Annotated in this window: 16 protein-coding genes; all 16 read left to right on the forward strand. The window is 32.0% G+C overall.

Annotated features, from left to right (window positions below; translation table 11 throughout):
* The first annotated feature begins 1 nt into the window (after window position 1).
* A complete protein-coding gene (locus HM987_RS09360; RefSeq protein WP_055444610.1) occupies window positions 2-640 on the forward strand; it encodes a hypothetical protein in 639 nt (212 codons plus the stop codon).
* A 4-nt stretch (window positions 641-644) separates the two neighbouring features.
* On the forward strand, window positions 645-2246 hold the full coding sequence (locus tag HM987_RS09365) for an AAA family ATPase (protein WP_206542242.1): 1602 nt from the start codon (window positions 645-647) through the stop codon (window positions 2244-2246).
* Window positions 2247-2614: 368 nt separating this feature from the next.
* Window positions 2615-3205: a DUF6584 family protein gene (locus tag HM987_RS09370; RefSeq protein WP_179007447.1), complete on the forward strand. Its 591-nt coding sequence runs from the start codon at window positions 2615-2617 to the stop codon at window positions 3203-3205.
* Between the two features lie 158 nt (window positions 3206-3363).
* A complete protein-coding gene (locus HM987_RS09375; protein ID WP_179007450.1) occupies window positions 3364-3939 on the forward strand; it encodes a Crp/Fnr family transcriptional regulator in 576 nt (191 codons plus the stop codon).
* 86 nt (window positions 3940-4025) lie between these two features.
* Entirely contained in the window at window positions 4026-4667 is a 642-nt protein-coding gene (locus HM987_RS09380; RefSeq protein ID WP_179007452.1) for a hypothetical protein, read from the forward strand.
* A gap of 44 nt (window positions 4668-4711) precedes the next feature.
* The gene (locus tag HM987_RS09385) at window positions 4712-5341 is read left to right on the forward strand and encodes a hypothetical protein (protein ID WP_179007455.1); all 630 of its coding nucleotides are present in this window, start codon (window positions 4712-4714) and stop codon (window positions 5339-5341) included.
* Window positions 5342-6086: 745 nt separating this feature from the next.
* Window positions 6087-6590, forward strand: a complete 504-nt coding sequence (locus tag HM987_RS09390; protein ID WP_179006214.1) for a hypothetical protein — start codon at window positions 6087-6089, stop codon at window positions 6588-6590.
* Between the two features lie 167 nt (window positions 6591-6757).
* Entirely contained in the window at window positions 6758-7552 is a 795-nt protein-coding gene (locus HM987_RS09395) for a cation transporter (protein ID WP_179007457.1), read from the forward strand.
* 168 nt (window positions 7553-7720) lie between these two features.
* On the forward strand, window positions 7721-8809 hold the full coding sequence (locus HM987_RS09400; RefSeq protein WP_179007459.1) for a hypothetical protein: 1089 nt from the start codon (window positions 7721-7723) through the stop codon (window positions 8807-8809).
* 140 nt (window positions 8810-8949) lie between these two features.
* Window positions 8950-9417 (forward strand): hypothetical protein, encoded by a 468-nt coding sequence (locus HM987_RS09405; protein WP_179007461.1) that lies wholly within the window; start codon window positions 8950-8952, stop codon window positions 9415-9417.
* A 126-nt stretch (window positions 9418-9543) separates the two neighbouring features.
* Window positions 9544-9894 carry a hypothetical protein gene (locus HM987_RS09410; RefSeq protein ID WP_179007463.1) on the forward strand — a complete coding sequence of 117 codons (351 nt, stop codon included), beginning with the start codon at window positions 9544-9546 and terminating at the stop codon, window positions 9892-9894.
* 2 nt (window positions 9895-9896) lie between these two features.
* Window positions 9897-10232 carry a hypothetical protein gene (locus HM987_RS09415; RefSeq protein ID WP_027127246.1) on the forward strand — a complete coding sequence of 112 codons (336 nt, stop codon included), beginning with the start codon at window positions 9897-9899 and terminating at the stop codon, window positions 10230-10232.
* A gap of 1 nt (window position 10233) precedes the next feature.
* Complete coding sequence (locus HM987_RS09420; protein WP_179007465.1) at window positions 10234-10596, forward strand: KTSC domain-containing protein; 363 nt, start codon at window positions 10234-10236, stop codon at window positions 10594-10596.
* 293 nt (window positions 10597-10889) lie between these two features.
* Window positions 10890-11144 (forward strand): hypothetical protein, encoded by a 255-nt coding sequence (locus HM987_RS09425; RefSeq protein ID WP_179007467.1) that lies wholly within the window; start codon window positions 10890-10892, stop codon window positions 11142-11144.
* Window positions 11126-11638, forward strand: a complete 513-nt coding sequence (locus HM987_RS09430) for a hypothetical protein (RefSeq protein WP_179007471.1) — start codon at window positions 11126-11128, stop codon at window positions 11636-11638. The genes HM987_RS09425 and HM987_RS09430 overlap by 19 nt, the downstream gene beginning before the upstream one ends.
* Before the next feature lie 154 nt (window positions 11639-11792).
* The gene (locus HM987_RS09435; protein WP_179007475.1) at window positions 11793-12266 is read left to right on the forward strand and encodes an SRPBCC family protein; all 474 of its coding nucleotides are present in this window, start codon (window positions 11793-11795) and stop codon (window positions 12264-12266) included.
* Window positions 12267-12351: the final 85 nt, after the last annotated feature.

Raw genomic sequence — 12351 nt, forward strand, 5'->3', positions numbered from 1 at the left:
TATGTCTTGTTTTGAAACATCCACTTTCCTGAAAAATCCTCAAGTATTTAAAACAGAGGTTTTTATTGAAGCAGTTGAGAAATTTAACTGGGAATATGAAATTAAAAGTGATAATGAAGTTATTGTTACTAAAATACCAAATACAAAGCTTCACGGAGAATATGCAATAAAAATTAAAAATGGAACAGTAACCTATAACAGTTATTACCTGAAAAACGGAAAAGAATTAGTTAAAGAATTACAGAGTGAGTTTTTTACGTTGAATGTTGAATACGCAAAAAAAACAATCCTGACTGAATTTGAAAGTGTTGGGTTTACTTTAAAAAAAGATTATGACTTTGAACCAAATGAAGAAGTGAAAGAAAAGTTTTTTATGGTTGGTTATTCTAAACTAGAAAACGAAGATGAAAAACGAACTGAAATAGAATTTTCAATTCTAAAAGATGGTACTATAATTTCTGATTCAAACTATATTCCATATGATGTTCACGAATTAGCTGATAAAGCAATGGAAGGTATAGAAAGGTCATTCGGAAATACTAGAAGAGAAGGAATTGAAATTAAAAGGAAAGAAATACCTGTAAGATATAAAAACAAGTCTTACTGTAGTGCTTCAAATAAAATCATAGCAAAAAACTAAAATAATGGAAAAATCATTTGAAGATTTAAAATATATGCTTGATGCAAATTATCCACTAATTTATCTTGCATCGCCAGAATATGGTAGAATTATACAAAAAGTGCGAAGTACTGCTTATCGTAAAGGTTATACGTTTAGTACTTGGGATATTGTAGATGGATTACAAATTCATAACAAAGATGAAAATTCGAATAAATTAGATAAAGTTGAAAAGCATCCTAATAATGGTGAAACTAAAAACCCAGATTCATTTCTTGAATTTTTATTAAAAGGTAATAATGAGAATCAAGAATCAAAAGAGATTTTCATTATTGAAGATGCACATAAACAGTTTCGAGACGAAAAGTTTGTGGTTCAATTAAGAAAACTCACACAATATTTTAAAGTATTAAACAAACACTTATTGTTATTATCGCCATTTTTTAAATTGCCTATTGAATTAGAAAAGTATGTTACAGTTTTAAATATGCCTTTACCAGATAAAAACGATTTAGAAAAAAGACTGAAAGTAATAACAAAGGATGAAGTTATAAATGAAGATTTAAAAAACCTAATTCTTGATGCAGGTGCTGGATTAACAGATGTTGAAGCTGATTTGGCTTTTCGTTTAGCAAAAGAAAAAGTTGGGTTAAATAGTAAAGATGCAATTAAAATTATAGCAAGCGAAAAAGAACAAATAATCAAGAAAAGCGGTATTCTAGATTACTATCATACAACAGAAAATTTAGATTCAAGCGTTGGCGGTTTAGACAGTTTAAAAGTTTGGTTGAAACAAAGAAGCAAAGCATTTGAAAGAAAGGCGAAAGCGTTTGGTTTAAAAGAACCAAAAGGAATGTTGCTTTTAGGTGTTCCTGGAACTGGTAAAAGTTTAACAGCAAAGGCAATTGCTACAGAATGGAATCAACCATTATTAAAATTAGATATAGGCAAAGTATTTCAATCAGAAGTTGGTAGTAGTGAAAATAATATCAGAAATGCAATAATGACAGCAGAAGCAATTGCGCCTTGTGTTTTATGGATAGATGAAATTGAAAAAGGTTTAAGTACTGGTGGTGGTGAAAAAGATGGAGGAACAAATTCAAGAGTGTTTTCAACTATATTAACTTGGATGCAAGAAAAAACTAAACCAGTTTTTGTAGTTGCAACTGCCAACAATATAAGTAATCTGCCACCTGAACTTTTAAGGAAAGGTCGTTTTGACGAAATCTTTTTTATAGACTTACCAACAAGAAAAGAAAGAAAAAATATATTTGAGATTCATCTTAGAAAAAATAATCAATTAAATATAACTGACTTCAATCCCATAATTGAAGAATCTAAATATTTCAATGGTGCAGAAATTGAAGAAACTGTAAAAGAAGCAATGTTTAAGGCATATATTGAGAATAATGAAGAACCTGCTATTAAATTATCTCATCTAATTGAATCAGCCAAAGCGATTGTTCCGCTTGCAATTACTATGAAAAATAAAATTGACGGATTAAGAGATTGGGCATCAACAAGAGCTAGACCAGCAAGTTCTGATACAGATAAAGAAGATTTAAAGAAAGATGAAACTAAAACTCAAACATTGACAAAAAGAGAAAAGGAAGAAGATATATTTTAGAATACGAACCTTATGAAAATAGACTGACTGAAAACAAAAGGACTAAAAAGAATATGAATTGAATGAAAAGCCAACGCTCAAAGCCATACACATTCGCAATTCGCTACAGCCAAAGCTACGCCAAAAATTGCAAAAGAGTATGTCTTGCCAACGCTCACATTTGAACTAAATAAGAAACATCGGAAAACCAAGCAGAACGTGAAAAGCACTACTTACAACAACGTGTATAAAACATAGCTATTATAGGCTTTCCGAGAGGTTTGTGCTTATTTATTAAGTCCGCCAAATTTTTATTTTTGTATATTTAGAGACTAAAAAGTAAATAGAAAAAATAAAAATTCGGCTCGTGCTAAATCCGAAAAGTTAGTGTGTATTTATACGCTACGTTTCATACACAAGACCGTTGTGGTGCATTTAAGAGAAACATTGTGAGTTTAAAAGAAAAGTTAGAGAAAATAGATTCTGAAATTGAAAACGGCTTGAAATTTAAAGCGTCTGACAGATTGCGGAATTTAATTCAGGAAAATCCAAACGAAACTCAATTGTGGAATAAACTGGCTGAATTATACTATGAAAGCGGATTTTTGGACTCTGCTGGAAAATATTGGATTCTGACTGAACCAACTGAAGACCGAATCAAAAAAAGTGTTGAGATTTATGTAAAATCAGTAAATTATTCTGGATATCAAATTTTGCAAGAAATTGTATTTCGTGGAGATAAATCCAAACTTTCGGAATTTGCTCAAAACAAATTGACAGAATTAGAAGCCGATAGTAAAAAGAAAGCTGATTATGTTCCGAAATTTAGCCCCAAAAAAAATAAACGGAAAAACAAAAATTCTGAATACAAAAGAACTTTTAAAGATAAACTTGGAGAATGGACATTATTTGGAATTGTTGCTTCAATCGTAATTCTGATTATAATCGGATTTGTAACTGTAATTAAATGGATATTCTAAAAATAAAAAACGACACCACAACAACGTGTATAGCTCATTGCGGCTGAATTCCTAATCGGAATTCATTGCAATTTGCTATCTTTCGGTTACGGCGGAAAATCATAGCTGATTTTCCGCAACGAGCCATACACAAAACCGTTGTATGCAATTATGAAAAAATGTTAACAAAACTCAGAAAAGCTTTCGATAGATTTGTGGTTCTTGAAGATGATGAATGGGAAAAATTTGAAGAAGTCATAATTATAAGAGAATTTACAAAAGGAGAATATTTTGTAAAAGAGAGTGAACCATGTAAATACGTTGGTTTTATCGATAAGGGATTGTTTAGATACTATTACCAAATAGATGGGCAACAATACACACGCCAATTCTTTTTTGATAATAATTTTATGGCAAATTATGAAAGTTATATCACCAATGAAATATCTAATGCTTGGATAGAAGCGTTGGAAGATGCTACGGTTTTTCTAATTCCAAGAGATAGCCTTTTTGAATTGTATACGCAATCTTTGAATTTTCAAAAACTAGGACGCAAAGTTGCGGAATATTTATTTCTTACTGTTTCAACGAAATATAAGTCGTTTCTTCTAGAAACGGCAGAAGAACGTTATCTAGACCTGATAAAAAATCGTCCAAAAGTTATTCAAAATATACCTCAATATATGATTGCTTCCTATCTAGGTATTACACCAGAAGGTTTAAGTCGTATTAGAAAACGACTTTATAAAAAATAATTAATAGCGTATATTCTTTTCTTAACCCTGATCAATTCATAAGCAAATACTGTCAAGTAATTTTGTACTAAATAAAAAAGTACATTATGAAAAAGCAACTATTTCTCTTAATATTTATTGTTTTAATTGGTAGCCACTTAAGCGCACAAGACAAAAGTGAAAAACTACCTGTGTATGCCAATTTTAGCATTGGTTATGGTAATACATTCTTTAGTGGTCGACTAAGTGACAAAGAAACTATTAACGACGATCGTGGTTTTGGAAGAAACGATGGATTCACTCTTGCAACATTCTTTTATTATGCACCCGCTCAATGGAAAGGTTTTGGTTTAGGGGCTGGTGTTAAAGGTTTTTTCGCAAGTCCAAACGTTGGTGGACCCAACGATAGCGAAGAATATTTCTTCAATTATTATCATGTAGGCTTAAGTGGTAAATATCATTTTTCTAAAGAATTCAACAAAGGACTATTTGTAAAAACAAATATAGGTTTTGGTCAAATGACAGAAAAAACCAGATTTCTAAATGAAAACCGATTTGAACATCAATTCGCTGTTGGAACAAGTATTCTGGGCGGTATAGGCTATTCTTTTCCTATAAATACCAAAATTTCTTTTAATGTAGACCTTGACTACGAAATTTCCAATAGGCGCGGTGACGTCACAGGAGAAGGGCAGGACATCAACTTTAGGAACAGCCAAGTAAGCATCAACTTCGGTGTCGGATTTTAAAAAACACACATCACTAAATATTTAATAATTTAAAACTATAAGCAATGAAAAAGTTAATCATTATCATCATTTTATTTTCAAATTTTACACTATTTGCACAATCACAAGACCAAGAAAAAGAACCGTTTAGGTACAGCCATAAATTTACCTTAGGTACAGATTTGGCACAACCCTTTTTGTTAGGTGGTTTTAACCTCAATGCAACCTATACAACAAACAGGTGGATTTTTGATTATTCGCACGGAATAGGACTTGAAATACCAGATTTTATTAAATCAGATGAACAAGAAGACCTTAATTCGGAAATAGAAATCCCTTGGACGACGGGCCCTGGAGTAGGTTATAGAATTACCGAAAATTTGGATGCCAGAATAGATTTTAAAGCCCACCGTACCGAAGTAGATTTATTAAATGGGCAACAAGAGTTGGAATATACACAATTTACCGCTGGCCCTGGTGTGTATTACAGATTTTATTTAGGCAAGAAAACTAGCTTTGGTCTAGAAGCATCTGCAAGATATTGGTTTAATCTTGGAAATAACCTAGATGGCTTAGATGGAGATGACTTTAATTTTCAAGACAACAACGGAAACCAACAAAGTTTTGATACCAACATTAGTGCAGGAGTAGGTGTGAACATTGCATTAATTTACACTTTTGGAAGAAATAAATAAGACAGATTTTAACTACTGATTTAAGGACACTCTTTGCTTATAATTTTTTCATAATTTGATTGTAAATAGACAATTAAATAAGAGTGTCCTTTTAAAAAATTAAAATAACTGCATACAACACCGTATAAAATTAATTGCTAGTTTCTAGCTTACTTACGAAAGTCCTCTCGGACTTTCTATCTGTGATTTATTTGCTAACTTTAGTGCTTAAAACCCGCAACTAATCTTATACAACAACGTTGTATGCCATGTGGTTAAAGAGCTACGAGCGGTATATAAAAGGTGCGGAATTAAAAAAACAAGTTCAGAATTTTAAGAAAAAAGCTGATCTTTAAAAACAAAACGCCGGACTAGACTCTCGTACGTAAAAGAAAAAATAAAAAAGCTAAAATCGGACTATCAAGCAAAACCTAAGAAAAGAAACCCAACAACGTCGGACTGACAAGCCGTTCGGAAAATGACGATTGAAAATTTTTGCGAAGTTGGTTTCCTAAACCCAAAAGTCCTGCTATTCTGCGAACAACGTCGGAATGATAAGCTGTACTTATAAATCAAATCGGAACAACAAACCAAAATAAAACACGGCATACAACATTGTGTATAGTTCATTGCTTACCAAGTGCTTATCTGGAAAATTCCTTCGGAATTTTCTCAGGCTCGTCAAAGTTTGCTAAATTAGTAACTTAATCACGCAACAAACCATACACTGAGCGTTAGCTACAATATGAAAAAACGAACATTCGAAATGAAACAAACATTTTTACTAATTCTAATACTGATGAGTATCTTGGTAAAAGCCCAAGACAAAAATCCTACTCTCAAACCTTTCGAATTAGATGGTCTTGGAGAAATTACTGCACCAGATCCATTACCAGAGACTGGTTGGGTCATAGCATCATCTGAAATGGAGTTAGTAGATATTAAAACAGATTTTCCTTATCGATTAGTTGCATATTTTGAAAGTAAAAAACTAATTTCATTACACGTGATTTTTGGAGAAAATGGAGATGGTTTACCTTTTGAGATTTATGAGAAAATTAGAAATGAATTAATAAAACATTGGGATAACTTGCCGACTGGATTCGTAAAAGACAGAAGAAAAATAGGAAACAAAGCTCAAGTATGGGAGACAAAAAATTATCGTATTGAATGGACTTATCAAAATCAACCTAATTCAAAAACTAACAAAATGGGTTGGCTATTTTTATACAATAGAACTCACTTTATAGAAGATTATTTAGAAAATTAAAAATACTGTAGCTAACAACGTGTATAATTCATTGCTAGTTATAGCCTATTTACGAAAGTCCTCGCGGACTTTCTATCTGTGATTTATTTGCTAACTTTAGTGCTTAAACACGCAACGAAATCATACACAAACCCGTTGTAAGTAATGCCGAAAAACCCAGAAACCGAGTGAATAAAACGATATTTGAAATTACCAAAATGGACTGTCCTTCAGAGGAAAATCTAATCCGAATGAAATTGGACGGAATTTCAAGTATTGCGAATCTGGACTTTGATATTCCGAATCGAAAATTGACTGTTTTTCACAGCGGAGAAATTGACCAAATCGAAAAGTCAGTTATCGAACTGAATTTAGGCGGAAAAAAAATCTCAACGGAACAAACCGACCAAACGGAATTTAAAGAAAACGCAAACCAAAAAAAGCTACTTTGGTCTGTACTTGCAATCAATTTTGCTTTTTTCATTATCGAAATGACAACAGGAATTATCTCAAAATCAATGGGACTTGTTGCAGACAGTTTGGATATGCTTGCCGACAGTTTCGTGTACGGAATTAGTTTGTTTGCGGTTGGAGGAACTATAGTTAAGAAAAAGCGGATTGCAAAACTTGCTGGATATTTTCAAATAACACTTGCGATTATTGGATTTGTGGAAGTTTTAAGAAGATTTTTTGGAGACGAGAAACTTCCCGATTTTTCGACAATGATTATCGTTTCGATTTTTGCACTTATCGCAAACGGAATTTGTCTTTACATTTTGCAAAAGTCAAAAAGCAAAGAAGAGGCTCATATGAAAGCGAGTATGATTTTTACATCAAATGACGTGATTATCAATTTAGGAGTAATAATTGCTGGAATTTTGGTAAATTGGTTGAGTTCGAGTAAACCTGATTTAATTATCGGAACAATCGTTTTTGCGTTGGTAATTCAAGGTGCATTCCGAATCCTGAAATTGAGCAAGTAAGCGAAAAAGCACTACTTACAACAACGTGTATAATTAATTGCTTTGGCAAGTGATTATTTGGAAAATTCCTTCGGAATTTTCTCGCGTTCGTTTTTGTTTACTAAATTAGTTGCTGAAACACGCAACTAACCATACACAAGACCGTTCTATGCAATTTAAACCAACCGAATGAGCATATTTAAAATTAAAGAAAACAAGAAACCTTCATTAATCGGAAAAATCCTAAAAAGGACACCGAAAGAAAACGCCCTGATTGAAATTAACAATCTTTTCGTTGAAAATGAAGAAGATTTGACAAATGTAAGTTTGGAACAAATCCAAGAAATTACGGATAAATATAAAATCAAGTTAAACAAAAAGTTTAAAGCTCTTCGACTTGACTTATTTAGAAAATATATTCACCATTGTCTAGAAGACCATATAATTGAGGAAAGTGAAATCAATACATTTTTACACTTAAAGAAATTACTGCATTTAACAGATGTAGAAATTAAGCAAGTCTTGAATTTTGAGACAAAGAAACTATATGACCAAGAAGTGAAAAATGCAGTTTCGGACGGAATTTTAACGCAGGAAGAAAAAGACAATCTAGAATTACTTAAAAAGAATCTGTTGCTTAATGACCAAGTTGCTGACGATATTCTGCAAACTAATTCCAATAAAGTATTAAACGATTTTATCAATGAAGCAGTTTCTGACGAAAGATTAAGTGACGAGGAGTTTGAGAAAATGAATGAGATTTCTTTGAGTCTTGGTATAGAACCTAATCTTAATCAAAGAACAAAAGAAAATCTTGAACGTTATCGACTTTATTGGACTATTGAAAACGGAGAACTACCGATTTATGAAAATCCACCAATTAATATTCAGAAAAGCGAAAATTTGTACTTTATGGCTAATGTAAATTGGCAAGAGCAAAGACGAGTAACAAAAAGAATAAATTACGGCGGACCAACAGCAAGAATAAAAATTGCAAAAGGAGTTTATTATAGAATGGGTAGCATTTCCGCAAAATCAGTTTCTGAAGATGTTTGGCAAGTTATCGACAGCGGAAATATCTATCTGACAAACAAACGACTTATTTTTATGGGTTCGAGAGGTAATAAAACAATCCGACTAAATAAAATTTTAGACATAACACCATATAAAAACGGAATTGATATTCAGAAAGATGCTGGAAAAAGTCCATTTTTGGAATTTAATAACAATGTAGATATTTTCTCAATGATGCTCGTCCGTTTAATGAACGAATTGTAGAAAAAACTGCATAGAACACCGTGTATAATTCATTGCTAGTTATAGCCTACTTACGAAAGTCCTCGCGGACTTTCTATCTGTGATTTATTTGCTAACTTTAGTGCTTAAACACGCAACGAAATCATACACAAACACGTTGTATGCAATTGGAGAAAAAATCAATGAATAGAAATTTTAAAATCTTATATAAGACATTTTCTTTCCTTTTAGTAATCCCTATTTTGCTATTAATTGAATACATTTTTCCTGAATTTAAGGCAAGTATCGGATTTTGTATTGGTTGGATTATTGGAAATATTGCAAACCGATTTTGGTCAAAACCGTTATACGTTGAAAATATAAAAAAAGAAAATAATATACTTACGATTACTTACTCAAACCCACTTTTAAAAAAAGGAATTGAAAAATATAACATAGAAATGATTTCGGATTTTAGAATAAAAAAACCAATCTTTCTCATTAAGTACGGAGAAATCAGATTTAAATTTGATGATCTGAATAAAAAATACGTTTATTTAAATACAGACCGAAAAATGATTTTTAAAGAAATTGATGGAATTGATGAACTAAAAAAACTGCATACAACACCGTATAAAATTAATGGCTAGTTCTCGCCTACTTACGAAAATCCTCGCGGATTTTCTATCTGGTGTTTATTTGCTAAATTAGGTGCTAAAACACGCCACTAATCTTATACATAAACGTTGTAAAACATTTGACCAAACCAACAAACAATGAGAAAAACGATACTATTTTTAACTTTTGCTATTATATCAACTTTATCATTTGGACAAAATCTTGATGATTTGGATAGCTACACAGTTGATGAATTTTATAAAAAAGTAGAACTCGATTATGGAACTCTTGACGAAGATGGAAACGAAATTGAATATATCTATGTGAAAACAGAAGTTGATAAAGGAGATTACAAAATTAATTTGACAGATGGTGATGGAGACTTATACGAAGTTAAAGACACCAATCTATTTATAAAATTCAATGGATATTTTGGATACGCTGGCTATTCCAAAGAATGTATAATGAAAGTAGAATATTACAAGTCCACCGTTTACAAATTAGAGTAGCAATGAAAAAACTTATTTACCTAATATTATTTTCAACAACTATCATAAGTTGTAATCAAGAACAGATAGCAGATTTAGAATCACAAATATCTGATTTACATTCTCAAATAGATGATTTACAATATGAATTAGATGACAAAAGTTCTGAACTGGAAGAAGCTTTAGAAAAAATATCAAATTTAGAAAGCTATACTTCTGATTTGAGTGATGAATTGGACGATTTGAACAGCGAAATTGGAGATTTTAGTTTCGAGGATTGGCAATCGAATGTTTGGGATGTTGAAAGTGCAATGAGCGATGTTAAAAATGCTTTTGAAGATTTAGAAAATGAATTTTAATATGATAAAACATTTCAGACCATTTTTTTTAATTTTAATAGTTTTACTAACAGTATCTTGTAGTGGACAAGATTGTAGTAAAATAAATAATGACTTTGAATCTTATCAAAGTGCTTTAAAAATCATAAAATCATCAGAATTCAAAATTACAGACAATTGTGATACAAGTAAAAGTTCTTGGATTTACAATGCGGATTTTTATTCTTGTAATGGAATTAATGGTTTTTTAATAATAGAAACAAAATCTAAAACATATATTCACAAAGAAGTTCCAATTGCAAAGTGGAATGAATTTAAAAAAGCAGAATCTTTTGGAAAATATTACAATCAGAATATCAAGAATAGATTTCAATTAGTAATATGAAATAAAAACATTTTACAACAACGTGTATAATTAATAGCTAGTTCTAGCCTACTTACGAAAATCCTCGCGGATTTTCTATCTGTGATTTATTTGCTAAATTTAGTGCTTAAATCACGCAACTAATCTTATACAACAACGTTGTGCGTCATTTAAAAAGACCAAGAATCCAAATGAAAGAAAAGTAACTTATTCTGACAAAAGGAAAACAGCCAGTAGCGAAAATTTCGGACGGAGACTTGGACTTTTTGATTAGTCGAGAATTTCCCAATGATAAGGAAGTAGTCAAAACCAAATTGGAGAAAATCAAAAGTGACTCTCAAAACGGGAAAAACAGGATTTCGGCTTCTATTTTGAAATTGGCGGATAAAGACGTTAACAAAATTGACTTTTTGGTAAGAAGAGCCAATGAAGACTTTAGAGACATCGTTTCAGAAGCTGAATATCCGAGAGCTTCAAGTTATGGTTTCGGAGAAAGGGACGATGACGAAAGTAAGGATGACTATCTAGAAGATTGGGAAGAATATTCGACTTGGAAAGAGAAGAAATAGATATGATAAGACTGATTATTGATAGACTTGGAAGTGGACACGATGACCTCTTTTTAAAAATTGACTTGATGCCAAGTTTTTCGAGAACAGCCGACAGTTACTATTTATTTGACTTCTTGGAAATTGATGAATCGGAAATTGAAAAGCAAAAAATTAATTCCGATTCGATTTTGGCATTTGGTGCAGTAAAACTTATCGACTATTGGACCGAAAGAATAAAGTCAATTGAAAAAGGACAAGTAAAGTTTATTCCATTCGACCTTTGGGATGAATACATAGGTGGATTAAGAATTGAGAAAACAAAACTTGGCTACAAAGTCAAACTTGCCTCAACCGACAAAATTCACGGATATGGAGTTGGTAAATCAAACCTTGACAGTCAAATTGAAGAGAGAAATTTAGCTTTCACGGAAGATGAAAAAGCTGAATGGTTAATAAGTGAACAGGCGTTATTTGACGGACTTGAATGGAGTAAAAGCGAATTGAAAAAATAAAAAAACGAACGCACAACAATGGGTATAAAACATAGGGCGGACAGTGGATTCCGCAAGTTTCGGGTTCTTAGCAAGCTTGGTTTCAGGCGGACAGTTAAGTGCTCCGAAATGCCCTACGTTTCATACCCGAGCCGTTGTACACAATACCCCAAAAATGCCGAGAATCGAACTTCAAACTGAAATAAAAGCCGACAGAAATATCGTGTTTGACTTGTCGCGAAGTATCGATTTGCACAAAATATCGACTGAACAAACTAATGAAGAAGCAATCGCTGGAAAAACAAGCGGATTAATTGGAATGAATGAAAGTGTAACTTGGAGAGCTAAACACTTTGGAATCTATCAAAAACTGACTTCTAAAATAACGGAATATGACAGACCGAATTACTTTGCGGACGAAATGGTTAAAGGAGCGTTTGCGGAATTTAAACACGAACATCATTTTTCGGAATCGAATGGCAGAACTTTGATGACCGACTTTTTTGAATATAAATCGCCTTTTGGAATTTTAGGAAAGTTAGCGGACAAGCTGTTTCTGAAAAAATATATGACTGAATTACTAACTGAAAGAAACCGAATTGTAAAAGAGTTTGCGGAATCTGACAAATGGAAAGAAGTGATAAAATGAAAAAAGTACTGTGTACAACAATGTATAACCGCAATTACGGCGGATTCGACTACGTCCGAATCCACTCGGAATTGCTAACGTCTGT

Source organism: Winogradskyella forsetii (assembly GCF_013394595.1).
GTDB lineage: Bacteria > Bacteroidota > Bacteroidia > Flavobacteriales > Flavobacteriaceae > Winogradskyella > Winogradskyella forsetii.

Bases quoted from the DNA above. Each gene is read 5' to 3' on its own strand.
- HM987_RS09435 (WP_179007475.1), top strand. From the start codon at position 11,793: ATGCCGAGAATCGAACTTCAAACTGAAATAAAAGCCGACAGAAATATC.
- HM987_RS09400 (WP_179007459.1), top strand. From the start codon at position 7,721: ATGAGCATATTTAAAATTAAAGAAAACAAGAAACCTTCATTAATCGGA.
- HM987_RS09410 (WP_179007463.1), top strand. From the start codon at position 9,544: ATGAGAAAAACGATACTATTTTTAACTTTTGCTATTATATCAACTTTA.
- HM987_RS09365 (WP_206542242.1), top strand. From the start codon at position 645: ATGGAAAAATCATTTGAAGATTTAAAATATATGCTTGATGCAAATTAT.
- HM987_RS09360 (WP_055444610.1), top strand. From the start codon at position 2: ATGTCTTGTTTTGAAACATCCACTTTCCTGAAAAATCCTCAAGTATTT.
- HM987_RS09390 (WP_179006214.1), top strand. From the start codon at position 6,087: ATGAAACAAACATTTTTACTAATTCTAATACTGATGAGTATCTTGGTA.
- HM987_RS09380 (WP_179007452.1), top strand. From the start codon at position 4,026: ATGAAAAAGCAACTATTTCTCTTAATATTTATTGTTTTAATTGGTAGC.
- HM987_RS09420 (WP_179007465.1), top strand. From the start codon at position 10,234: ATGATAAAACATTTCAGACCATTTTTTTTAATTTTAATAGTTTTACTA.
- HM987_RS09415 (WP_027127246.1), top strand. From the start codon at position 9,897: ATGAAAAAACTTATTTACCTAATATTATTTTCAACAACTATCATAAGT.
- HM987_RS09375 (WP_179007450.1), top strand. From the start codon at position 3,364: ATGTTAACAAAACTCAGAAAAGCTTTCGATAGATTTGTGGTTCTTGAA.
- HM987_RS09385 (WP_179007455.1), top strand. From the start codon at position 4,712: ATGAAAAAGTTAATCATTATCATCATTTTATTTTCAAATTTTACACTA.
- HM987_RS09405 (WP_179007461.1), top strand. From the start codon at position 8,950: ATGCAATTGGAGAAAAAATCAATGAATAGAAATTTTAAAATCTTATAT.